Raw genomic sequence first — 21,913 nt, forward strand, 5'->3', positions numbered from 1 at the left:
AAGTGCCGGCGCCTTGCGCGGAGGAATACAACGTCGGCGATCTGCGTGAGACGACCCCTCAGGCCTCAAGGGGGGAGATCAGGATTCGCGCTCTACTCCGTCCCGCTCGGCGCTTCGGCCTCGTCCTCGGGCGGTTCGAGAATCTCGATCAGCCGCGCTACCCTGGCGCCCGGCATCGCGCGACCCTCGTTCATCAGCGCCTCGTCGGCGCCGATCCAGGCGAAGGCCTCGCGCAATTCCTCAAGGCTGGCGCCGGTGAGCGCGACGTCGGCGATGACGGCCTCGTCGACAGGGCCAAGAACGGAAATGATCTCGTTGCGGGTCATCCTTGTCTCCCTGGGGCGGAACGATGACAAGGAAACGGCGGACGGGTGGAGCGGGTTCCGATGGCGCCGGCGCGTTGTCTCCGCCTTGCGGGAGAAAGCGCCGCGCCGGCTTTGCTCTTGCGCCGACAACCGCTATGCACGGAGGCTCGTCCCGGAATTCTGTCGAGTCCTCATGAAATCCGTCTTGCTGCTTTCCGCCCTGCTCCTCTCCTCACCAGCCCTCGCCCAATGGAAGCCGAGCGAGAAGGTCGAGACCTATGCGATCTCAGGACAAAGCGTGGAGGCGCTCTATGTCTCGATCGGCGAGAAAGGCCCTGTGATCGGCAGGGACTCGGCCGGCAACGGGCGGCGGGCAATCGCGCAGACCAACTTCAAGCTGACCTGGCAGCGCGATTATCAGACCGAAGGCGGCGCCTGCGTGCTGAAGACCGCTCGCCCGAAGCTGATCATCACCTACACGTTGCCCAAGCCCGCCGCAAAACTTGCCCCCGCCGTGCAGGCGCGGTGGGACGCGTTTGCCGCCGGCCTCGCCGCACACGAGAAGGTCCACGGCGCCGGCATCGTCGACATGGTGGACAAGATCGTCGCCTTCAGCACCGGCCTCACCGTTGCCGACGACCCCGGCTGCACCAAGATCAGGGCGGAGCTGACGAATTATCTCGACCAGCTTTCCAAGGCGCAGCGCCGGGCCAGCCGCGACTTCGACAAGGTCGAGTTCGGTCCGGGCGGGAACTTGCAGAAGCTGATTGCGGCGTTTCTGATCGGCGGGTGAACACGGCCAAGGAGCGGCCGCGCCCCTTCCCGCGGTGGCAGCAGGGCCACACCGGAAGCACCGCTATCAGCATTACCGCATCTCGAATGGGACAGCTGCCAATCCCGTCTGCGCGGAAACGGGAACTGTCGGCTCTTTCTCGGCCAGGTTGAAATCTACACCTTAGTACTTGCTAATGCGCATTCAGCCTTCTTCGCCGACCTGATTAGTGGCCATCCGGCACAGCCCTGGATTGACTTAGCTCACGGCAGGCTGGCTCATTTGCCCTTTGAGACGAAAGTCTAAGGGCATGCGCCGCAGCTTTACAGGCGGGTTTGGTAGCGCTACCGTTTCACAGTCGCGTGACCCGGGGGAGCTGGGGCAAACGTCGCCGACGCCAGTGGTGGATGCTTGCCGGCATCCGTTTCAGCCACACCTTGATTGGAAACGGCTCCCCGCGAAACCCGCAGGGACCATCGGGAGGAGTTCGATGGCGTCTGTCGCGATTGGCGATGTCTACAAGTCGTTCGGAGCCACCCAGATCCTGCACGGCGTCAGCGTCGACATAGAGGACGGCGAGTTCGTCACGCTGGTCGGGCCGTCGGGCTGCGGAAAATCGACGCTTCTGCGGATGATTGCCGGGCTGGAAAAAATCTCCCGCGGCCATATTTCGATCGGCAGCCGTGTCGTCAACGATGTTGCGCCGAAGGAGCGCGACGTGGCCATGGTCTTCCAGAACTACGCGCTCTATCCGCACATGACCGTTGCCGAAAACATGGCGTTCTCGCTCATGCTGAAGGGAGTGGCCAAGGCGGAGAGCGATGCCGGGGTGAAGCGGGCGGCCGAGATCCTCGGGCTGGTGCCGCTTCTGTCGCGTTATCCGCGCCAGCTTTCGGGCGGCCAGCGGCAGCGCGTCGCCATGGGCCGGGCGATCGTGCGCAATCCGCAGGTGTTTTTGTTCGACGAGCCGCTCAGCAACCTTGACGCCAAGCTGAGGGTCCAGATGCGCGCCGAGATCAAGGAACTGCACCAGCGGCTGAAGACGACGACGATCTATGTCACGCACGACCAGATCGAGGCCATGACGATGGCCGACAAGATCGTCGTTATGCATGACGGCCTCGTCGAGCAGATCGGGCCGCCGCTCGAGCTCTACGACCGGCCGAACAACCTCTTCGTCGCGAGCTTCATCGGCTCGCCGGCCATGAACCTGCTCAAGGGCACATTCGCCAATGACGGCGCGCCGTCGTCGTTCCGGGGCGCGGGTGGCGTCTCCGTGCCTCTGTCGAAACCACCCGCGATCGGCAACGGCGAAGCCGTCGTGCTCGGCGTTCGGCCCGAGCATCTGCGGCTGGCCGAGGACGGCATTCCGGTCACCGTGGTGGTGATCGAGCCGACCGGCTCGGAAGTGCAGATCATCGGCCGGACCGCGGGCGGAGAGGATATTGTCGCCAATTTCCGCGAACGCCATTCCTTCGCGCCGGGAGAAACCATCCGGTTGTCGGTGGAACCTGGCCCCATTCATCTGTTTCACGGCGAAACGGGCCAGCGGATCGAAGCGGCGCCATAGACCACGCAACGAGGAAACCCACAGGAGGAGACGAGCATGAAGTTCACCAGACGCGACGTGATCCGCACGACCGCCGGCGCGGCCGCCGGAGCCTTGGGCAGCCGCTTCGTCGGCTCGAGCGCCTTCGCCCAGGAGGGCCTCACCTACAAGCCGGAGGAAGGCGCCAAGCTCCGGCTGCTGCGCTGGTCGCCTTTCGTGCAGGGCGACGAGGACCAATGGCTGAAGAATACGAAGCGGTTCACCGAGGCGACGGGCGTGGAGGTGCGCGTCGACAAGGAGAGCTGGGAAGACATCCGGCCCAAGGCGGCCGTCGCCGCCAATGTCGGCTCCGGTCCCGACCTGATGTTCGTCTGGTTCGACGACCCGCACCAATATCCAGACAAGCTGCTCGACGTGACCGAACTCGGCGACCATCTCGGCAAGAAGTATGGCGGCTGGCACGACGGCCCGAAGCAGTATGCGACGCGCGAGGGCAAGTTCCTCGGCCTGCCGCTCGCCACCATCGGCAACGCCATCGTCTATCGCGAAAGCTGGGTGAAGGAGGCCGGCTTCTCGGAATTCCCGAAGGACACGGCGGGTTTCCTCGAGCTCTGCAAGGCGCTCAAGGCAAAGGGCCATCCCGCCGGGTTCACGCATGGCCACGGCGTCGGCGACGGCAACAACTATGCGCATTGGCTGCTATGGAGCCATGGCGGCCAGATGGTCGACGAAGCCGGCAAGGTGACGATCAACAGCCCCGAGACGCTCAAGGCGATCCAGTATGCGCAGGAGCTCTACAAGACCTTCATCCCCGGCACGGAAAGCTGGCTCGACGTCAACAACAACCGCGCCTTCCTGGCCGGCGAAATAAGCGTGATCGCCAACGGCATCTCGGCCTACAACACCGCCAAGATCAACAAGGACAATGACCCGAAGCTGGCCGAAATAGCCAAGGACATCCGCACCACCAATCTGCCGATCGGTCCGGTCGGGAAATCGGTCGAGCTGTTCCAGGTGACCACGGCCGTCATCTTCAACTACACGCCCTACCCCAACGCGGCCAAAGCCTATCTGCAGTTCATGTTCGAGGACCCGCAGATGTCGGACTGGATCACGTCGTCGGCCGGCTATTGCTGCCAGACGCTGAAGGCTTTCGACAACAATCCGGTGTGGAAGGCCGACCCGAACAACGCCGCTTACGCGAAAGCTTCGGCGACGCTGCGACCCAACGGCTATGCCGGGCCGCTCGGCTATGCCTCGGCCGCGACCATGGCCGACTATGTGCTGGTCGACATGTTCGCCAAGGCGGTGACAGGACAGGCGACACCGCAAGAGGCGATGGAAGAGGCCGAAAAGCGCGCCAACCGCTATTATCGCGTCTGATCCTGCCGGGCACCTGAAGCAAGAGTGGCCGCGTCGGGATCTTCCGGGGCACGGAAGGACCACGCGGCCACCACCACTCCACCGCATGTTGCGAGGAATTCGCGCCCATGGCCGTGCCATCCGTTGCCGTTCAGCGGCGTCCGTCGATGCTTTCGCGACTTGCCGAGAGCCGGAACACTCTTGGTCTCGGCTTCATGCTGCCGGCGGCGGCGCTGCTCCTGGTCTTTCTCACCTATCCGCTGGGACTCGGCGTCTGGCTTGGCTTCACCGACACGCGTATCGGCCGGCCCGGCATCTATATCGGCGTCGAGAACTATGAATATCTCTGGAGCGACAGCGTGTTCTGGCTGTCAGTCTTCAACACCGTGCTCTACACGGTCAGCGCTTCGATCCTGAAATTCGTGCTCGGCCTCTGGCTGGCTCTCATCCTCAACGAGAAGCTGCCTTTCAAGTCGTTCTTCCGCGCGGTGGTGCTGCTGCCCTGGGTGGTGCCGACGGTGCTGTCGGCCATCGCCTTCTGGTGGATCTACGATTCGCAGTTCTCGATCCTGTCCTGGGCGCTGCAGCAGATGGGCCTGATCGACCACCGCATCAACTTCCTCGGCGATCCAACCAACGCGCGCGCTTCGGTCATTGCGGCCAATGTCTGGCGCGGCATCCCGTTCGTCGCCATCACGCTGCTTGCCGGCCTGCAGACCATCCCGCAGTCGCTCTACGAAGCCGCCACGCTCGACGGCGCCAGCCGCTGGCAGTTGTTTCGCCATGTGACGCTGCCGCTTTTGACGCCGATCATCGCCATCACCATGACTTTCTCGGTGCTCTTCACCTTCACCGATTTCCAGCTGATCTATGTGCTGACCCGCGGCGGGCCGGTGAACGCCACCCACCTGATGGCGACATTGTCCTTCCAGCGCGGCATTGCCGGCGGCCAGCTCGGCGAAGGCGCGGCAATCGCCGTTGCCATGATCCCCTTCCTGCTGGCGGCGATCCTGTTCAGCTATTTCGGCCTGCAACGCCGCAGGTGGCAGCAAGGCGGCGGAGACTGACATGGCCGCGATCAGAGAAGTCGAGCGCCTGGACACCGACGAAGGCGGCATGGGCTACCTGCAGAGCCTGCCGCGCCGGGTGGTCACGGTCTATCTGCCGCTGCTGGTGTTTCTCATCGTGCTGCTGTTTCCATTCTACTGGATGACGATCACGGCGGTTAAGCCCAATGTCGAGATGACCGATTATGTGAACTACAATCCGTTCTGGGTCGTGCATCCGACGCTGGAGCACATACGCTATTTGCTCCTGGAGACCTCCTACCCCGGCTGGCTGCTCAACACGGTGATCATATCGACGGCGGCCACCTTCCTGTCGCTGGCGGCTGCGGTGCTCGCCGCCTACGCGATCGAGCGACTGCGGTTCTCAGGCGCCCGTCAGGTCGGCCTTGCCGTCTTCCTCGCCTATCTGGTGCCGCCTTCGATCCTGTTCATCCCGCTGTCGGTGATGGTGTTCAACCTCGGTCTCTACGACACGCCCTTCGCGCTGATCCTCACCTACCCGACCTTCCTGATTCCGTTCTGCACCTGGCTGTTGATGGGCTACTTCCGTTCGATCCCCTTCGAATTGGAGGAATGCGCGCTGATCGACGGCGCCACCCGCTGGCAGATCCTGACCAAGATCGTGCTGCCGCTGTCGGTGCCGGGCCTGATCTCTGCCGGCATCTTCGCCTTCACGCTGTCCTGGAACGAATTCATCTACGCGCTGACCTTCATCCAGTCGTCGGAGAAGAAGACGGTTCCGGTCGGCGTGCTCACCGAGCTCGTCCGCTCGGACGTCTATGAATGGGGAGCGCTGATGGCAGGCGCGCTGATCGGCTCGCTGCCAGTGGTGGTGCTTTATTCGTTCTTCGTCGAGCACTACGTCTCCTCGATGACGGGCGCGGTGAAGGAATAGCTTCCGCATGCATAACGGCGCCCGCCGCCGCGCTAAAAACTGATCTCCACCGCCGGCGCACTGCGCTTCGCCTCGCCATGAAACACCGCCTCGATGTTGCTGCCGTCGGGGTCGAGCAGGAAGGCGGCGTAGTAGCCGGGGTGGTAGGGACGCTCGCCCGGCGCGCCGTTGTCCTTGCCGCCGGCGGCGAGGCCCGCCTGGTAGAAGGCGTCGACCATGGCGCGGTCCTTGGCCTGGAAGGCGAGATGGTGACGGCCGGTGAGCACGCCCTGGGCCGCGCGGCTATCGGCGCTGGAAACGAACAGTTCGTCCGCCCAGAAATAATCCTCGGCCTCGCCGCCGATCGGGATGCCCAGCACTTCGAGCACCGCGCCGTAGAAACGCCGGCTCGCCTTGACGTCGCGCACTACCAGATGAAGGTGATCGATGAGCCGGCCGCGATAGAGTTGCATGGCGTGTTGCCTCCTCCCGATTGCAGCGGCTCAATCTAGAAGGGCCTGGTGCGCGGTCAATGTGGGTGTGGAAGACTGCTGACAGTTAGAGAGGTCGGCGCGAGGCACCCCCTCTGTCCTGCCGGACAGTCCGGCAGGACAGAGGGGGGTGTGAAGGAACGCCAGCATAAGGCGATAGGCCAACATCTCCCAAAGAACCAGATAAATAATGCAACCAGATTGTAGGATCGGTGTCTGCCGCGGCGTCCTTCGGACGCAAGCGGCGCGATGGACCTGGAAAAACCGTGCCGCATCAAACAGGATGCCTTAGGGCACGGGAGAAAATCATGAATCCTTCCTATCGTTGGGTCATCGTCGCGGCCGGCGCGCTGATGACCTGTGTGGCGCTCGGCGCGATGTTCTCGCTGGCGATCTTTCTCGAGCCGATGTCGATCGACACCGGCTGGTCGCGCGCCGGCATTTCTAGCGCCATGACGCTGAATTTTCTGGTGATGGGCGTCGGCGGCTTCGCCTGGGGCGCGATCTATGACCGCGTCGGTGCCCGCCCCGTCGTGCTTGCCGGCGCGGTGCTGCTCGGGCTGGCGCTGGTGGTGGCGAGCCGAGCCAACTCGCTGCTGATCTTCCAGCTCAGCTACGGCGTGATCGTCGGGCTGGCGGCCAGCGCGTTCTTCGCGCCTATGATCGCGCTCACCACCGCCTGGTTCGACACCAACCGCAGCCTTGCCGTGTCGCTGGTTTCGGCCGGCATGGGAGTGGCGCCGATGACCATCTCGCCCTTCGCGCGCTGGCTGATCTCGGCCTATGACTGGCGAACCGCCATGTTCGACATCGGCGTCATGGCCTGGGTGCTCCTGCTGCCCGCCGTCTTCCTGGTACGCCAGCCGCCGGCGGCCGGCGCGGCGGCCGACGGCGGCATGCCGGCGCGTGCCGCCGACGACCCCGGCATGAGCGTCAGCCAGGCGCTGCGCTCGCCGCAATTCCTGGTGCTGGGCATGACCTTCTTCGCCTGCTGCGCGGCGCATTCGGGGCCGATCTTCCACATGGTCAGCTATGCGATGGCCTGCGGCGTTGCGCCGATGGCTGCCGTCTCGATCTATAGCGTCGAGGGCCTTGCCGGCCTTGGCGGACGCCTGCTCTACGGCGTGCTCGGCGACCGGCTGGGGGTCAAGCCGGTGCTGATCACCGGCCTTGCCATCCAGGCCGCCGTGATCGCCGCCTATCTCGCGGTCGGCCGGCTCGAGCAGTTCTACGTGCTGGCCGTCATCTTCGGCGCCACCTACGGCGGCGTCATGCCGCTCTATGCGGTGCTGGCACGCGAATATTTCGGGCCGCGCATCATCGGCACGGTGTTCGGCGCCGCCACCATGCTCTCCAGCCTCGGCATGTCGTTCGGCCCGCTCGCCGGCGGCATGATCTACGACGCCTATGCCAGCTATTCCTGGCTGTTCATCGGCTCGGCGCTGGTCGGCCTGGGCGCCGCCGGCATCGCGATCGCCTTCCCGCCGCAGCCGAGCCGGCAGCGGCTGCAGATGGCATAACGAGATGAATCTCCCTCCTCGAGGGGGAGATGTCGCCGAAGGCGACAGAGGGGGTCGCGGCGCGTCAAGCGCCGACGCCCCTCTCCGTCGCATGGGGCGCCGGCGATCCACGCTCGGACCTGCCCTGCCGGCATCTCCCCTCGAACCGCACCGCCGACGCGAAATCCATTGCCCGACGACGGCGAGTGTGAAACTCTCCGCGAGAGAAAGACGCTGCATCTGAATGCCGGCTGGGCCGGCGCCATCCGCGGTCGGGGATATTGCAGTGGACACAGGCCTGGAAGCCGCAGAAGCAAGGAATTGGTCCCGCCTGCTGGTCGCGGCCGAGAGCGGCGATGCCGAAGCCTCGCGCGCCGAGCTCGCGGCGGGCGCGGATATCAACCAGACCGATGAAGACGGCTGGTCAAGCCTGCACCTCGCCGCGCATAACGGCCGCATCGCCGTGCTCGAAACCTTGATCGGCCACCCGGCGGTCGACGTGAACTGCAGAAACAAATGGAAGAGCACGCCATTGAGCCTGGCCGCGGCCAGGGGTCACCTCGCCTGCATCAAGTCGCTGCTGAAGCATCCGCAGATCGATATCGACGCCCGCGCCGACTATTACGGCAGGACGCCGCTCATCGAAGCGGCAAGGAACGGGCATCTCGCTATCGTCAAGCTGCTGGTCGAGCATGGCGCCGACGTCAATCTCGCCGACAAGACGGGACGCAACAGCGCGCTCATCGAGGCCATCAAGGGACGCCACTTCGAAGTCGCGCAATATCTGCTGGAATCCCGCAAGGTGAACTTCCTCAACAAGGACATGCGGCTCAATGCGCTGATCTGGGCCGGCAGCACGCGCAACGCCGAGCTCATCGGCAAGCTGGACGCCGCGATCCATCGCTTTTTCGAAGGCAAGTGAAGCGCGCCCTCAGCTGTTCGAACCGTCAGGCCGAAGCTGCCCTCAGCCCGTGCCCGTTCCCGAACGCAGCGCCTCCCTGCCCTCGTCGTCGCGGCGCAGCCGCGCGTCGGAGATCAGCATCACCGGGCATGGGCAGCGTTGCAGCACGCCGCTCGTCGTCTCGCCGAAGATGAGTTCCTCGCCCGGCCGCCGCGCCACGCCCATGACGATCAGCGCCACGTTCCTGCCCGCCTGACGGGCAATGGCATCGGCGGCGGCGGCCCTCGAGCGGATGGCCGTCTCGATCTCGACGCCATAACGGTCGGCAAGCGCGACAATGTCCTTCAGCACAGCCTCCCTGCGGCGATGCGAGACGGTGTCGCGCGGTTCGTCGCGACCCGGACGCGCGACATAGAGGACCTTGACCGGCGCGCCGGTGACCGAGGCGACGGCAAACGCAAGTTCCGCGCCGCGGCGTGCATTCGCCGTGCCGTTGACCGGCACCAGGATCCTGCCGGATCCCGGCCCAAGGCGCGGCATCTGCCGGCCGGCGCCGGCCGGCTTCAGCACCAGGCAGAGCGGGCCCTCGAAAGCGCCGGCGACCTCGTTCAGCCGGCGCGAGAAGCCGCCCTTCGCGGTCACCGCTCGGCCGACGCCGATGAGCAGCATGCCGTAGCCCTTGCGCGCCTCCTTGGCGACCGCCTCGGCGGAGAGCGGAGCGTCATGCGGGCGGCGCGTGAGGGGGGCTTCATGCGCGGGCTCCTCGTCGGCTTCCTTCGCCGCCTCGCGGCCCTGCTCAGCGCCTTTCTCGATCTCGTCCAGATGCGCCGCCTCGACGGGGTCGGCTTCGCTTTCGCCGCTTGTACGGAGCACGGTCGTCGGCTTGCCGGCTCCGATGACACCGGCGAGGTAGGCGGCGAAGCGGCCGACGACGCCCTCGTCGACCACCACCAGCAGCCGCTCCAGATTGGTGATGAAGCCGCGCTGGTCGACCTCCTCGCGCTCCAGCCTTTTCTTTTCCGCCTCCCCCATCGGCAGCCGCCCCAGAGCCCAGCGCAGCGTCGGCGGCATGGCCAAGGTGGTGATGACGGCCATGGTGACGATCATGGTGAAAAGCGTATGCGAGATCACGCCGATCGACAGACCGATCGAGGCGACGATGACCTCGGTCGAGCCCCGCGCATTCATGCCGCAGCCGACGGCGATGCCCTCGCTGCGGCTCATGCCCGCGGCCTCCGCGCCGATGAAGGCGCCGCCAAACTTGCCGAGGCTGGCGATCGCCACCAGCGCCACGGTGAGCAGTGCAAGCTCGGGATCGACGAGCACTGTCAGGTCGGCCGAGAGACCGGCGACGCCGAAGAACACCGGCATGAAGAGTGCCGTGATCACGCCGCGCAATTGCCCCTCGATATGACGCGACAGGATCGGCGACTCGCCGACCAATATGCCGGCGACGAAGGCACCAAGCACCGTATGCACGCCGATCAGGTCTGTGACCAGCGCCATGCCGCCCATGATGGCGAGGATGACGGTGACCACCGCGTATTCCGAGCGGAAGGTGTCGTTGGTCCAGCGGATGGCGTCGAAGACGATGCGGCGGCCGAGCGTGAAGGAAAAGGCCATGAAGGCGGCGACGCCGGCGAGCGTGAAGGCTAGGCTGGCGAGCTCGATGCGGCCATGCGTGGCGATGCCGATGGTGATGGCGATGATCACCCAGCCGATCGTGTCTTCGATGATGGCCGAGGAGACGATGATCTGGCCGAGGTCGCGGCGCATGAAGTTCATCTCGCGCACCACCATGGCGACGATCTTGACCGAGGAGATCGAAAGCGCGGTGCCGAGGAACAGGCCGGAGACGATGCGCTCGCTGCCGGTGGCGAGCAGCGAGGCCGGCATGAACTGCGCCGCCACAAAGCCGAGCGCGAAGGGCACGGCGACGCCGGTGGCGGAGATGGAAAAGCACGCGCGGCCGACGCGGCGCACCAGCCTCAGGTCCGTTTCCATGCCGGTCAGCAGCAGAAGCATCAGCACGCCGAACTGGGCGATGGCGTTGATCATCGACTTCTGCGCGGCATCGCCGGCAAAGACCAGCCGCTCGGCCGCGGGCCACAGCCAGCCGAGCAGCGAGGGCCCGAGCAGGATGCCGCCGATCAGTTGTCCCATCACCGCCGGCTGGCCGAGGCGCTCCAGCAATTCGCCGATGCCTCGGCCAACGACGAGCAGCAAGATGACTTCGAGAACGAAGATGCCTTCGCTCGACATGCCGGTTTTTTCGGCGGCGAAGGCGGCGGCCGGCATCGATGCAAGCGCCGCCGCGGCAAGCGCGAGAGAAACCGGCCGGCGCCGGTTGGGCATGAAGGACAATTGCCGCACCCCTCGATTATCCTCGCCATAACGGTTTCGCACATGCATCGGTTGCACGGCGGTGGAACTGCCACTCTCTCCCGTTGTGGGGGCGGTGTCCGGCAGGACGGAGGGGGCGCCGTGGAGGACCAACGTCGATTCAACCTATCTCCAAAGCAGGCCACTTTTAACCGTGATGGAGGTGCCTGCAAGGGCTGGGATGCCGGCGGGACAGCGCCTCCTCTACCCTGCCGGACATCCTCCTCACAGGCGCGGAGGGATCGGGCAGTTCCGGCTCCGCCCGCCTCTCTCAAGCAGCTTCGACGTCGCGTACAATTCGATTCAAATGCTGCCGCCCATCTTTGCTTGTCGGTAAAGCGACTCACGCATGGTCGCGGCACGGCGGGGCAATAAGGAGAAGCTAATGAAAAGCGACTTTGCCGCCGCCCACCTGCACCTCGACAGGGCCTGCCATTATCTGCGCGGCGACGACGAGACCAGCCGCACGGCGCTTGCGGCGCTCGACCTTGTGATCGAGGCGGTCGCGACCGCCCTCTATGCCCGGCCCGAGGCCGAAGTGGTGCCGTTTCCCATATCAGCCGCTCAGCGATAGGAAGCATCCATGACCGGCGGCCGGCAATGCTGATTAACGGCCGATCAGATCGGTCATCGCCTCGATGACCTTGCCGGCCGCCGCCCCCGTCGCCGACCGATCATTGACGATGATCGAGATGCGAAACGGAATGTCGAACTCGATTGGCCTGAGTGCCAGTCCGAACTCGGAATAGAAGCCCGCAGTGAACGGATCGACCACAGCCAGCGAGCGGCCGCCCCTGACCAGCGCGCAGGCCAAGAATGACTGGAAAATGTCGGCGACGGTGTTGGCCGCGGTCACGTCGAGCAGCCTCGCGCCGTCGCGGCTGCGCCGGAAATAGAGCTCGCCCAGCGATACGAAAGGATAACGCGAAAAATCTTCCAGCCGGACCCGCTCGCACTCGGCGAGCGGATGCTTCTGATCCATGACACAGACGCTATTGCGCTCGAAAGTGGCGACGCATTTGGCATCCAGGAAGGAAACGCCCGCGTCCACCAGGCCGACGTCGGTCAGGCGCGAGGCGACGGAGGAGACGATCTCCGTCGAGCTGCGCACCGCGATGGTGGTCCTTGCCTCCGGAAAGCGCGTCCGAAGCTGCTGGATCGCATCCGGCACGATCTTGAAGGACATCGCCGCCAGCGTCCCGATCCGCACGACGCCGCGCTTCAGTTCCCTGATCTCCTGCGCCGCCATGATGAGGTTGCGCGCGCCATGAAACGTCTTGCCGACCTCGCCGTAGAACAGCAGGCCCTGCTCGGTCGGAACGAGCCGACCGTGCGAGCGATCGAACAGGCTGAGGCCGGTATCGATCTCCAGCTCCTGCAGCAGCCGGCTGACGCTCGGCTGCGAGACGTTGAGCGCGACCGCAGCGCCCGACACGGAGCCGGCCACCATCGTTGCCTCGAAGGCCTCCAGTTGACGAACGCTGAGCCCGGAAAAACGCATCTCGTCCTCCCGGTATAGGATTAGCACATACCGAACGAAAATCTTGATCTTTGATTTCGCTGCGTTTCGGGCCCTAGCTGGAAGCTTAGCAGAACGGGCGGAGCCGTCGTGAAGCGAGCCAATGTCATCTTCATCTGTGCCGACCAGATGCGCTACGACGCGCTCTCGGTCACCGGCAACCGCGTCGCCCATACCGCAAACATCGACCGCATCGCCGCGCGCGGCGCAACCTTCCATCGGCACTTCACGCCTAACCAGATTTGCTCGCCAAGCCGAGCGACCATGGCAACAGGGCTCTATCCACGCCATCACGGATTGTGGCGCAATGGCGTGGCGCTCGACGACCGGCTCCCTAATCTGTGGCAGGCGCTCTCGCTTGCCGGATACGCCACAAAAGGCGTCGGAAAGCTGCACTTTCAGCCACTGCTCGCGCCCGTCGAACGCGACATGCCTGAATCGCTTGCCTATTGGGAAAGGCCGGGCTGCGAGGACTGGCACGGTCCTTATTTCGGCTTCGATGCCGTCGACCTCGTCATGGGCGAAGGCAACGAAGCCACTCGCGCCGGCCACTACGCCGCCTGGCTCAAGCGCAACCACCCCGAAGTGGTGGACCTCTACGAGCCCGACGCCAGTCCCGACAGCCGGGCGCAGGATCTGAACGAAGTCTGGAAAAGCGCGGTGCCGCCCGAGTTGCACTACACCAGTTGGATCGCGGATCGGGCGATCGACTTCATCGAGCGCCAGGGCAAGCAGGCAGAGCCGTTCGGCTTGTTCGTCTCGTTTCCGGACCCGCACCACCCCTTCGCCCCGCCCCGGCCCTATTGCGACCTGTTCCGACCGGAGCTGATGCCCACGCCGACCATCCGGGCGGGCGAGCTGGAGCGGATGCCGGCCTATCTCGGCGAAGGCGACGATCCGACCAAAGTGCCCTACATCGCCTCCGGCGAGCAGCCGCGCGAGCAGGGCTTCCTCCTGCGCACCGACGATATCTCCGACGAAACGCTGGCCATCGCAATCGCCCACACGCATGGCATGATCCAGATGATCGACGATGCCGTCGGGCGGCTGCTCGTCGCACTGGACGACGTTGGCGTGCTCGACGACAGCTTCGTGCTGTTTACCGCCGATCATGGCGAGTTGCTCGGCGACCACGGGCTGCTGCGCAAGGGGCCACCGCCCTACCGACAACTGCTGCAGGTCCCGCTGGTCCTTAGCGGTCCAGGCATCCGCGCCGGAACAAGCCTCGATGCGCTGACCAGCCACCTCGACCTGTTCGCGACCATCGCATCGCTGCTCGGCCTGCCGGCGCCCGCGACCGACGGCACCGATCTCAAGCCGCTGATCGACGGCCGGGTCGCCGACGTCCGCGACTTCCTGTTCGGTGAATATCATCCGCGACGTGACCCCTGCCTCTACAACCAGTCGATCATCTCCAAGGAGTGGCGGTTCACCCGCTATCCCAACCAGCCGGCCTGGGGGGAGCTGTTCGATCTTCGCGAAGACCCCTGGGAGCACTGGAACCTATTTCCCGAGCGAGCACTCGGCGCGCAGGCGCGCGCGCTGAGCGCGGTTCTCGACCGGCGGCTGCCGCCACAGCCGCTGATGGTCAACGAAGTCCTTGGCGCCTATTGAACCAATGGGAGAATGACATGAACGACAGAAGCGTCTTCTCGAGCCTGGACAGCATGAACCGCCGCAGCTTCATCAAGACGGCCGCTGCGGCTGCCTTCGCCACGGCGGCGTTTCCACATACCGGCCTTGCCGCGGCGCCGCGCAAGGGCGGCGCGCTGCGCCTTGGCCTCAACGGCGGCAGCTCCGCCGACACGCTGGACCCGACGCAACTGATCGGCACTTTTTCCATCAACGTGTCGCGGCAGGTCTACAACACGCTGGTGGAGATTGGCGATGACGGCAAGGCGGCGCCGGAGCTCGCGGCAAGCTGGGAAGCCAGCGACGGCAACAAGCGCTGGATCCTCAATCTCAGGCCGGGCGTGCAGTTTCACAACGGCAAGACGTTCGACGCCGACGACGTCAAATACTCGCTTGGCCTGCATATCGGCGACAAGACCAAGTCGAAGGCCAAAGGGCTGGTCGCCGACGTCGCGGAAGTGCGGGCCATCTCGCCGACGCAAGTCGAGATCCTGCTCAAATCGGCAAATCCCGACATGGATTATGTGCTGTCGGATCTGCATTTCGCCATGGTGCCGGCAGGCTTCGCCGACTGGTCGAAAGCGATCGGCACCGGTCCGTTCAAGCTCACCGCCTTCCAGCCCGGCGTGCACGCCACCGCCGCACGCAACGAGACCTACTGGCGCGGCGATCGCGGCCATGTCGATACGGTCGAGACGGTCGTGATCAACGACGCCGCGGCACGCGTCTCGGCTCTTCAAGGCGGCTCGGTGCACATCGTCAACGGCATCGACTACAAGATCGCTCCACTGCTCAAGAAGGACCCGCGCGCCTATCTGCTGGTCACCGAAGGCAAGCAGCATTTCTCGCTGCCGATGGACGCCACGAAGGAGCCGTTCAACAACCCCGATGTCGTGCTGGCGCTCAAGCACGCGCTCGACCGCGAGCAGATGGTGAAGCTGCTGATGGCCGGCTTCGGACGGGTCGGCAACGACCATCCGATCGCTGCCGGCGATCCGAGCTTCAATCCGAACATCGCGCAGCGCGGCTACGATCCGGACAGGGCCCGTTTTCACCTCAAGAAGGCCGGCAAGAGCGATCTTACCCTCGAGCTGCACGCCGCCCCCGTGGCGTTCGAGCAGGCGGTCAACACGGCCGAGCTTTTCGCGCAATCGGCCAAGCCCGCCGGCATCACCATCAGCGTCAAGCGCGAGCCCGATGACGGCTACTGGAGCGACGTGTGGCTGAAGAAGCCATGGGTGGCTTCCTTCTGGGCCGGGCGGCCGTCGGCGAGCATGATGTTCTCCTCAGTCTACGCCTCGGGCGCGCCGTGGAACGAGACGCATTGGAAGAACGACAGCTTCGACAGAAGGCTGACGGAGTCGCGCTCACTGGCCGATCCGGCAAAACGCCGCGAGGTCTATTTCGAGCTGCAGCAGATGATCCATGACGAGTGCCCGACCATCATCCCGGCCTTCGCCAGCTGGATCGACGCGGCGCGCCAGGAGGTAAGGGGTTTCGTTCCCAATCCCAACTTCCTGCTCAGCGATCATCGCGTGGCCGAACGGGTCTGGCTGAGCGCATAAGAGCTTCCGTCGGAGCGCGTCGGCAGGAACATTTCTGCCGGCCCCACATTGTGCTTTAGGGGGTGTGGCCGGCTCAACGGCCGGCCACGGCGGGAGGCACGTGGCAAGGGGATGTCGCAGGTCCAGACCGTAAAGCCAGCCGAAGCAGCGGCGCCGCCAAGGGGCTCCGATGCATTCGCGCTGAAGCTCACTTCCTCCGAATTCGCAACCACCATGTCGCATTTCCACCGCGCCGAGATCGCGCGCATGGCGGGCTGGCGCGACCGGCTCGACCGCACCAGCAATTGGGCAATCACGGTGGTGGCGGCGATGCTGTCCGTATCGCTGTCGACGCCTTCGGCGCATCACGGCGTGCTGCTCTTCGCCATGCTTTTGATCACGCTGCTTCTATGGATCGAAGCGCGGCGCTACCGGTTCTTCGACGTCTATCGGGCGCGGGTGCGTCAGTTCGAGCGCTATTACTTCGCGCAGATCTTTTCGCCGCAGCCGGATTTCGCCTCCAACTGGCTCGCCATCCTCGGCGAAGGCCTGCGCTCGCCGCGCTTCCTCATCTCGCAGCGCGCGGCGCTGGTCCGGAGGCTGCGCCGCAACTACGTCTTCATGTACACGATCCTGATGCTTGCCTGGGTCTTGAAGATCACCACGCCCAGCCTGCAGCGCGAAGGCTCGCCGATCGGCTTCAGCGCCTCGCTGCTTGACACCTTTCGCGTGGCGACGCTCGGTCCCATCCCCGGCGTCGTGGTGGTCTGCGGCGTCGTCGTGTTCTATCTTGCGATGCTTGCCGCCGCCTTCCTGATGCGCGCCGACGACGGCGAACTGTCGTTCGGCGACGTGCATGTTTGACCCTGGGCCGGCGGCCCTTGGTCTTTCACGCAGCCCTCCGTTTCCACGCGCTCACAATCCCGGTGGCCTGACGAAACCGTCGGTGAGACGCGCCAGCGCCTTCGCCACAGCCAGCAGCTTCATGTCCGAATGGCGGCGGCCGACCAGTTGGGCGCCGATCGGCAGGCCCTCCCGGTCGACACCGATCGGAATGACGGCGGCCGGATGCCCGGTCAAGTTGAAGCGGCAGGCGTGGCTGAGCGCGCTCCAGTAGGGCGTCTCGATGCCGTCGACGGGGATCGGCGCCCCCATTTCGCGGTGGCGGAAGGCCGTGCACATCATCGCCGGACAGACCAGCACGTCCCACCCGTCAAAGAAGCGCTCCCAGGCAGCGATGAATTCGTCGCGCTGGTTGAGCGCCTCGAGATAGGCGGCCAGCGAGGGCGAGGTTTCGCGCGGCTGCCGGAAGACCTGCGAATACCAGGTGATGAGATCGGAAAACAGCGCCCGCTCGGCCGCGAAATCGTGCTGCGGCAATGCCTGCCCTACCCGCGCGCCGCCGACCTCGATGGCGCCCGCGAAGCCGGCGATCGCGTCGGCGATGTCGAGCGCGGTCGGCACTCCGGGAAATTCGGGCGCGAAGGCAACCCTGAGCTTGCCCAGCGACGGCTCCGGCGCCTCGTCCGTCGCTACCGGCGGCACTTCGGTGTCGAGACCGTCGGCGCCGGCGATGATGCGGTGCGCCAGGATGAGATCGTCGACGTCGCGAGCCAAAGGCCCGATGTCGAACAGCAGGCGGAAGCTGCGCGGCAGGTCGGGCGGATCGGCGTAGCTGCCGGTGATCGGCACCGTCGCCTGCGTCGGCTTGAAGCCATAGACGCCGCACAGATGCGCCGGCATCCGGATCGAGCCGCCGGCATCGCTGCCGATCTCGAGCGGCACCAGCCCGGCGGCGACCGCGGCAGCCGCGCCGCCGCTGGAGCCGCCGGGTGTCCGGGTAACGTCCCACGGATTGACGGTGCGGCCGAAGATCGGATTGTCGGTCTGCAGGTCGCGCAGCCTGGGCGGCACGTTGGTCTTGCCGATGATGATAGCGCCGGCCTTGCGCAGCCGCGCGGCAATCGTGCTGTCCGTCGCCGGGACATGATCGGCAAAGGCTTCCAAACCGACGGTGGTGCGCATGCCGGCGGTGGCATGGCCGTCCTTCAGCGTGACCGGCACACCGTTGAGCGGACCGGCGGCCTCGCCGCGCGCGACCGCCATATCTGCGGCCTTCGCTCCGGCCCGGGCCGCCTCCTCGTCGAGGGTGACGATGGCGTTGAGCAGCGGGTTGACGACAGCGATGCGGGCAAGCTGCGCCTCCATCGCCTCGAAAGCGCCGACCTTCTTCTCGCGGATCGCCGCCGCCAGTTGCGAGGCGGTCAGGAAGGTGCTGTCCAAATGGCTCATCATGGTGTTCCTTCCTGCGGAACGGAAATAGGGGAGTAGGGAGGTAGGGAGGTAGGGAGGTAGGGAGGTAGGGAAGATCAGACTTCGTGAACTCCGCATATCGGATGCCAGTACCTTTTTCCCCTATTCCCCTATTCCCCTCCCTTCCCTTCAATTCAACGAAAGCGCCGTCCGGAACTCCTTCGTGGTGTTGCGGTTGGGATAGGGTTCGTCCGGCACCGGAACGCCGAGATGGGCGCAGAGCGGCGCCCAGCCGTCGCCCAGCTTGTGAACCAGCAGGCGCTCGGCCGGCACCGTCTTCAGCACCGCTTCGATATTGGCCTCATAGACGGCAATCGCATGTGCGCGGTCCTGCGGACGGCCGCCGAAAACCTGCTTCGTGACAAGGGCGACGCCCAACGACTCCTGATCCTGGCTGTCAATGACGGCCGGCAGGATGGTTTTTGCGAAACTCTCCCACCAGCTTTCCGGCGAGCGCCAGGTGAGGATGACGCGCGCCTCGGGGTAGGCCTCGATCAGCTCGCGCCAGTAATGCACGGAGGGCCAGTCGACGCAGGATTTATAACCGGCAAAGAGCCGATTCCAATCCGGCGCGGCGCCCTTGGCAAGCGCTCGCCAGAGCCGCTTCTGCTCCGCATGCGCCATGACCTCCGACATGTGATGGCACGGGCCGAAGCCGAGCATGGTCAGCGCCTCGCGCATCGAATCCGTGCCGGTGCGGCCGAAGCCGGTTCCTATCACCCTGATGGTCATTCTCCCCTCCTCCCACTTGTCTTCCCCAATGGTCCGCATCGTCGCGATCAACCTTCCCGAAGCGCGAACCGCAAGCGATTGCCTTCCGGGTCCGCGGTCTCCACGGCACCGCCGATCTTTTTCGGCGGCAGGTTGGCGGCATCGAGCCTGCGTTCCAGCGCAGCCAGCTCCTCGACCGATGCAAGCTCAACCGTGAAATGGTCGAGGCCGGCGGCACCCGGCGGCGGCTCGCGCAGCTCGTCACGCGCCCAGATGTTGAAGGCGACCATATGCGGCCGGCTCCCGGTGCCGCAGTCGAACATGCCGAAGCTTCTCGACTGGATGTGCGGGCGGAAGCCGAGCACGCCGACATAGAATTCCATCAGTTCCTCCGGCGCGCGGGCGCGCATATGGATGTGGCCGATGAAGGCGTTCGCGGCCATCCTCTGCTCGACATGGCCGGAATTGCCGAGGTCGCGCAAAAGGCCCGGGAGATGGAGCGGCTCGAGCCCGGAATGCGCGCTGCCGTCGGTGCCGATCAGCGCCACGCGGCCATCGGCCGACACCTCGCGGCGCAGACAGCGTTCCGGCGTGTCGAAGCAGATCTCGATGCCGTTGCCCGACGGGTCGGAAACGTAGAGCGATTCCGAAACCAGGTGGTCCTGGGCGCTGTAGCGCAAGCCGGAAGCCTTAAGCCGGGCGGCGGTGTGGGCGAGGTCGCGGCGGCTCGTCACATGGATGGCGACATGGAAGAGATCGCGCGATTTCTGCGGCAGGGCGATCCGCGCTCCGGCGTGAAGCACGATAAGCTTCCGCCCGCCGGCGCCGAGCTCCACCGTGACGGCATCCTCGCCGAGGACCGCCAATCCGAGAGTATCGCGCCAGACGATCAAGGCAGCCGGGATGTCGGTCACCCTGAGATGGACCGGCCCGAGACGGGTGGCTTGAGGCAACCCTTCGTCCATGGTCGTCCGTCCGATTGCGGTCGGCGAACATATTAGCTGTGAACGATATTTCTGTCTCGCGCCAAGTTCGGGTTGACCCCTCCCCGGCGGGCGGCGACTATTGCCACCAAGCTTCTTGGGAGGAGATCACATGGACGAGACCGACCACTGGCGCAACATGGCGAGCGCGCCGCGGGACGGCAGTCGCATCCTGGTGACGGTGCGCTCGTCCGAACAGGGACCGGCCGAGGTCGACATGGCCTACTGGTCGCGCGCCGACCAGTTCGGCGAGGAAGGCTGGCGGGCATCGGATTCATCGCCCGGACGCATCGTCGAATATGCCGAGCCGGAGTTGAGATGCTGGATGCCGCTGCCCATGGCGGGGCGAGGTTCGTTGCCGAGCCCCTGGGAAGGAGAGGACGTGCCGCTGGTGGATGGCGAGGGAATTTAGCGTCTCTTTCCTTCTCCCCTTGTGGGAGAAGGTGTCGCCGAAGGCGACGGATGAGGGGTGCTGGACGGAGTGAGGCGCTGGGGAATGTCGCTGCGCTGTCGTCGTGGCCGCCAAGCTGGAACACCCCTCATCCGTCTCGGCGCTGCGCGCCGATCCACCTTCTCCCACAAGGGGAGAAGGAGGAGCTTTTCACCCCACCGCCACCATCACCGCTCCCGCCTCGACCTTCGCCGGATAGGTCCTGAGGTTGATGCATGGCGGCAGGCGCTTGGCGGCTCCGGTGCGGTAGTCGAAGGCGCCGGCGTGCTTTGGGCATTCGACCTCGTAGTCCATCACCAGGCCGTCGGCGATGTGCACCGCCTCATGCGTGCAGAGCCCGTCGGTGCAGAAGACCTCGTCGTCGGGCGAGCGAAAGACGGCATAGGTCTTGCCGCCATGGTCGAAGCGGCGGGCGCCTTCCTGTTCGATGTCGTCGAGCCCGCAGGCCCTGATCCAACCGGTCATTTTTCTTCCCTTCAGATCTGTCTTGCCTTCAGATCGCGCGAACCCATCGGGGCGGCGAAGAGCCGCCCCGATGATCCGGGTCTAGTTCTTGTTCAGGTATTCCGCCGCGTTGGCGGACGTCACCAGTTCGAACGGCACATAGACGACGCGGTCGACCTTCTCGCCTTTGGCGAGCGCGAGCGCGGCATCGACACCGCCGCCGCCCTGGCCCTTGGCGTTCTGGAACACCGTGACCGATAGCTCGCCGGCCTTCATCGCCTGGAGCCCGTCCTGCGTGGCATCGATGCCGCCGACCACGACGTTCTTCAGGTCGACGCCGTTGGCCTTGAGCGCCAGGATGGCGCCGATGGCGGATTCGTCGTTGTTGGCGATGACGGCGTCGGGCGCCGGGCCGGCAGTCAGCCAGTTGGTCATCAGGTTCTGCGCATTGTCGCGCGACCATTCGGACGACTGCTTGTCGGTGACCTTGATGAAATTGCACATGTCGGTCGAAAAGATCTGCTCGACATCCTTGGTGCGCTGGAGCGCTGCCTGATGCACCAAGCTGCCCATGATGATGTAGGCCGTAGCGCCGGCCGACTTGCCCTTGGCGCGCAGCATCTTGCAGACCTCGAAAGCTTCCAGCGTGCCGGACTCGACCTCGTTCGAGCCGACATAGACCTGCTTCTCCGGCAGGTTCTTCATGTCAGACGGCTCGAGGTTCACGAAAACCAGCGGAATGCCGGCTTTGGCGGCTTCCTCGCTGATGGTCTTCGAGGCATTGGTGTCGACCAGCGTGACGATGATGGCGTCGACACCGCTGGCGATGAAATTCTTGACCTGGTCGAGCTGTTTGGCAACGTCGTTCTGGGCGTCCTCGACCTGGATGTCGGCACCCTTCTCCTTGGCGCGGGCCTGCATGCCATGCATCAGCAGCGTCTGGAAATTGTTGTCGAAGTTGACGATCGAGACGCCGAGCTTGGCGGCGAAGGCGCCGGTCGAGACAGTCGCGAACGCGGTCGTCATCAAAGCGGCGAGCGCCGTCGAGATGAGAAACTTCTTCACGGGTTTCCTCCCTCTGGATTTGGAGTGCCGGCTCACTCCTGTCTTGTTC

21 protein-coding genes are annotated in these 21,913 nt (G+C 65.1%); 12 read left to right on the forward strand and 9 right to left on the reverse strand.

Features of this window, described 5'->3' with window-relative positions; translation table 11 throughout:
* Positions 1-92 precede the first annotated feature (92 nt).
* A complete protein-coding gene (locus CK215_RS27380; protein WP_067001193.1) occupies positions 93-326 on the reverse strand; it encodes a hypothetical protein in 234 nt (77 codons plus the stop codon).
* 172 nt (positions 327-498) lie between these two features.
* On the opposite strand from CK215_RS27380, the gene CK215_RS27385 reads away from it, so the two are divergent.
* From CK215_RS27385 to CK215_RS27405, 5 genes are all read left to right on the forward strand, one after another.
* Positions 499-1,098: a DUF922 domain-containing protein gene (locus tag CK215_RS27385; protein WP_067001192.1), complete on the forward strand. Its 600-nt coding sequence runs from the start codon at positions 499-501 to the stop codon at positions 1,096-1,098.
* A 469-nt stretch (positions 1,099-1,567) separates the two neighbouring features.
* Positions 1,568-2,647: a sn-glycerol-3-phosphate ABC transporter ATP-binding protein UgpC gene (gene ugpC, locus CK215_RS27390; RefSeq protein ID WP_067001190.1), complete on the forward strand. Its 1,080-nt coding sequence runs from the start codon at positions 1,568-1,570 to the stop codon at positions 2,645-2,647.
* A gap of 36 nt (positions 2,648-2,683) precedes the next feature.
* On the forward strand, positions 2,684-4,009 hold the full coding sequence (locus tag CK215_RS27395; RefSeq protein WP_095832775.1) for an ABC transporter substrate-binding protein: 1,326 nt from the start codon (positions 2,684-2,686) through the stop codon (positions 4,007-4,009).
* 107 nt (positions 4,010-4,116) lie between these two features.
* A complete protein-coding gene (locus CK215_RS27400) occupies positions 4,117-5,055 on the forward strand; it encodes a sugar ABC transporter permease (protein ID WP_067001186.1) in 939 nt (312 codons plus the stop codon).
* A gap of 1 nt (position 5,056) precedes the next feature.
* Positions 5,057-5,950: a carbohydrate ABC transporter permease gene (locus CK215_RS27405; RefSeq protein WP_067001185.1), complete on the forward strand. Its 894-nt coding sequence runs from the start codon at positions 5,057-5,059 to the stop codon at positions 5,948-5,950.
* Positions 5,951-5,982: 32 nt separating this feature from the next.
* Here CK215_RS27405 and CK215_RS27410 read toward each other — a convergent pair whose 3' ends face one another.
* Entirely contained in the window at positions 5,983-6,402 is a 420-nt protein-coding gene (locus CK215_RS27410; protein WP_095801405.1) for a VOC family protein, read from the reverse strand.
* A gap of 326 nt (positions 6,403-6,728) precedes the next feature.
* Here CK215_RS27410 and CK215_RS27415 point away from each other — a divergent pair, with 326 nt between their 5' ends.
* Positions 6,729-7,940 (forward strand): MFS transporter, encoded by a 1,212-nt coding sequence (locus CK215_RS27415; RefSeq protein ID WP_095783454.1) that lies wholly within the window; start codon positions 6,729-6,731, stop codon positions 7,938-7,940.
* Positions 7,941-8,205: 265 nt separating this feature from the next.
* Positions 8,206-8,841 carry an ankyrin repeat domain-containing protein gene (locus CK215_RS27420; RefSeq protein WP_095783453.1) on the forward strand — a complete coding sequence of 212 codons (636 nt, stop codon included), beginning with the start codon at positions 8,206-8,208 and terminating at the stop codon, positions 8,839-8,841.
* A gap of 42 nt (positions 8,842-8,883) precedes the next feature.
* Here the strand turns inward: CK215_RS27420 and CK215_RS27425 are convergent, their stop codons facing one another.
* A complete protein-coding gene (locus CK215_RS27425) occupies positions 8,884-11,193 on the reverse strand; it encodes a cation:proton antiporter (RefSeq protein WP_245418840.1) in 2,310 nt (769 codons plus the stop codon).
* 394 nt (positions 11,194-11,587) lie between these two features.
* Here CK215_RS27425 and CK215_RS27430 point away from each other — a divergent pair, with 394 nt between their 5' ends.
* Positions 11,588-11,776, forward strand: a complete 189-nt coding sequence (locus CK215_RS27430) for a hypothetical protein (protein ID WP_067322650.1) — start codon at positions 11,588-11,590, stop codon at positions 11,774-11,776.
* Between the two features lie 33 nt (positions 11,777-11,809).
* Here CK215_RS27430 and CK215_RS27435 read toward each other — a convergent pair whose 3' ends face one another.
* Positions 11,810-12,703 (reverse strand): LysR substrate-binding domain-containing protein, encoded by an 894-nt coding sequence (locus CK215_RS27435; protein ID WP_170950413.1) that lies wholly within the window; start codon positions 12,701-12,703, stop codon positions 11,810-11,812.
* Between the two features lie 108 nt (positions 12,704-12,811).
* Between CK215_RS27435 and CK215_RS27440 the strand changes: the two genes are divergently transcribed.
* From CK215_RS27440 to CK215_RS27450, 3 genes are all read left to right on the forward strand, one after another.
* The gene (locus CK215_RS27440; RefSeq protein WP_170950414.1) at positions 12,812-14,335 is read left to right on the forward strand and encodes a sulfatase-like hydrolase/transferase; all 1,524 of its coding nucleotides are present in this window, start codon (positions 12,812-12,814) and stop codon (positions 14,333-14,335) included.
* Between the two features lie 17 nt (positions 14,336-14,352).
* Positions 14,353-15,918: an ABC transporter substrate-binding protein gene (locus tag CK215_RS27445; protein WP_095783450.1), complete on the forward strand. Its 1,566-nt coding sequence runs from the start codon at positions 14,353-14,355 to the stop codon at positions 15,916-15,918.
* A gap of 111 nt (positions 15,919-16,029) precedes the next feature.
* A complete protein-coding gene (locus CK215_RS27450) occupies positions 16,030-16,761 on the forward strand; it encodes a DUF2270 domain-containing protein (protein ID WP_095832779.1) in 732 nt (243 codons plus the stop codon).
* 51 nt (positions 16,762-16,812) lie between these two features.
* On the opposite strand, the gene CK215_RS27455 is transcribed toward CK215_RS27450, so the two are convergent.
* From CK215_RS27455 to CK215_RS27465, 3 genes are all read right to left on the reverse strand, one after another.
* Positions 16,813-18,192, reverse strand: coding sequence for an amidase family protein (locus CK215_RS27455; RefSeq protein ID WP_245299730.1), 1,380 nt, complete (start codon positions 18,190-18,192; stop codon positions 16,813-16,815).
* 147 nt (positions 18,193-18,339) lie between these two features.
* The gene (locus CK215_RS27460; protein WP_095832780.1) at positions 18,340-18,942 is read right to left on the reverse strand and encodes a sulfotransferase family protein; all 603 of its coding nucleotides are present in this window, start codon (positions 18,940-18,942) and stop codon (positions 18,340-18,342) included.
* Positions 18,943-18,989: 47 nt separating this feature from the next.
* Positions 18,990-19,886 carry a VOC family protein gene (locus CK215_RS27465; RefSeq protein WP_095832781.1) on the reverse strand — a complete coding sequence of 299 codons (897 nt, stop codon included), beginning with the start codon at positions 19,884-19,886 and terminating at the stop codon, positions 18,990-18,992.
* Positions 19,887-20,016: 130 nt separating this feature from the next.
* Here CK215_RS27465 and CK215_RS27470 point away from each other — a divergent pair, with 130 nt between their 5' ends.
* A complete protein-coding gene (locus CK215_RS27470) occupies positions 20,017-20,316 on the forward strand; it encodes a hypothetical protein (protein WP_095832782.1) in 300 nt (99 codons plus the stop codon).
* A 189-nt stretch (positions 20,317-20,505) separates the two neighbouring features.
* Here CK215_RS27470 and CK215_RS27475 read toward each other — a convergent pair whose 3' ends face one another.
* Both CK215_RS27475 and CK215_RS27480 read right to left on the reverse strand, forming a co-directional pair.
* Entirely contained in the window at positions 20,506-20,820 is a 315-nt protein-coding gene (locus tag CK215_RS27475) for a MocE family 2Fe-2S type ferredoxin (RefSeq protein ID WP_067322435.1), read from the reverse strand.
* A gap of 81 nt (positions 20,821-20,901) precedes the next feature.
* On the reverse strand, positions 20,902-21,864 hold the full coding sequence (locus CK215_RS27480; RefSeq protein WP_095832783.1) for a substrate-binding domain-containing protein: 963 nt from the start codon (positions 21,862-21,864) through the stop codon (positions 20,902-20,904).
* Between the last annotated feature and the right edge of the window lie 49 nt (positions 21,865-21,913).

This window comes from Mesorhizobium sp. WSM3864 (assembly GCF_002294955.1).
Lineage (GTDB): Bacteria > Pseudomonadota > Alphaproteobacteria > Rhizobiales > Rhizobiaceae > Mesorhizobium.

What these genes read in the sequence shown, in the direction of transcription:
- CK215_RS27380 (WP_067001193.1), bottom strand. Translation starts at nt 326, where the DNA reads ATGACCCGCAACGAGATCATTTCCGTTCTTGGCCCTGTCGACGAGGCC.
- CK215_RS27385 (WP_067001192.1), top strand. Translation starts at nt 499, where the DNA reads ATGAAATCCGTCTTGCTGCTTTCCGCCCTGCTCCTCTCCTCACCAGCC.
- ugpC (WP_067001190.1), top strand. Translation starts at nt 1,568, where the DNA reads ATGGCGTCTGTCGCGATTGGCGATGTCTACAAGTCGTTCGGAGCCACC.
- CK215_RS27395 (WP_095832775.1), top strand. Translation starts at nt 2,684, where the DNA reads ATGAAGTTCACCAGACGCGACGTGATCCGCACGACCGCCGGCGCGGCC.
- CK215_RS27400 (WP_067001186.1), top strand. Translation starts at nt 4,117, where the DNA reads ATGGCCGTGCCATCCGTTGCCGTTCAGCGGCGTCCGTCGATGCTTTCG.
- CK215_RS27405 (WP_067001185.1), top strand. Translation starts at nt 5,057, where the DNA reads ATGGCCGCGATCAGAGAAGTCGAGCGCCTGGACACCGACGAAGGCGGC.
- CK215_RS27410 (WP_095801405.1), bottom strand. Translation starts at nt 6,402, where the DNA reads ATGCAACTCTATCGCGGCCGGCTCATCGATCACCTTCATCTGGTAGTG.
- CK215_RS27415 (WP_095783454.1), top strand. Translation starts at nt 6,729, where the DNA reads ATGAATCCTTCCTATCGTTGGGTCATCGTCGCGGCCGGCGCGCTGATG.
- CK215_RS27430 (WP_067322650.1), top strand. Translation starts at nt 11,588, where the DNA reads ATGAAAAGCGACTTTGCCGCCGCCCACCTGCACCTCGACAGGGCCTGC.
- CK215_RS27435 (WP_170950413.1), bottom strand. Translation starts at nt 12,703, where the DNA reads ATGCGTTTTTCCGGGCTCAGCGTTCGTCAACTGGAGGCCTTCGAGGCA.
- CK215_RS27445 (WP_095783450.1), top strand. Translation starts at nt 14,353, where the DNA reads ATGAACGACAGAAGCGTCTTCTCGAGCCTGGACAGCATGAACCGCCGC.
- CK215_RS27450 (WP_095832779.1), top strand. Translation starts at nt 16,030, where the DNA reads ATGTCGCAGGTCCAGACCGTAAAGCCAGCCGAAGCAGCGGCGCCGCCA.
- CK215_RS27455 (WP_245299730.1), bottom strand. Translation starts at nt 18,192, where the DNA reads ATGATGAGCCATTTGGACAGCACCTTCCTGACCGCCTCGCAACTGGCG.
- CK215_RS27460 (WP_095832780.1), bottom strand. Translation starts at nt 18,942, where the DNA reads ATGACCATCAGGGTGATAGGAACCGGCTTCGGCCGCACCGGCACGGAT.
- CK215_RS27465 (WP_095832781.1), bottom strand. Translation starts at nt 19,886, where the DNA reads ATGGACGAAGGGTTGCCTCAAGCCACCCGTCTCGGGCCGGTCCATCTC.
- CK215_RS27470 (WP_095832782.1), top strand. Translation starts at nt 20,017, where the DNA reads ATGGACGAGACCGACCACTGGCGCAACATGGCGAGCGCGCCGCGGGAC.
- CK215_RS27475 (WP_067322435.1), bottom strand. Translation starts at nt 20,820, where the DNA reads ATGACCGGTTGGATCAGGGCCTGCGGGCTCGACGACATCGAACAGGAA.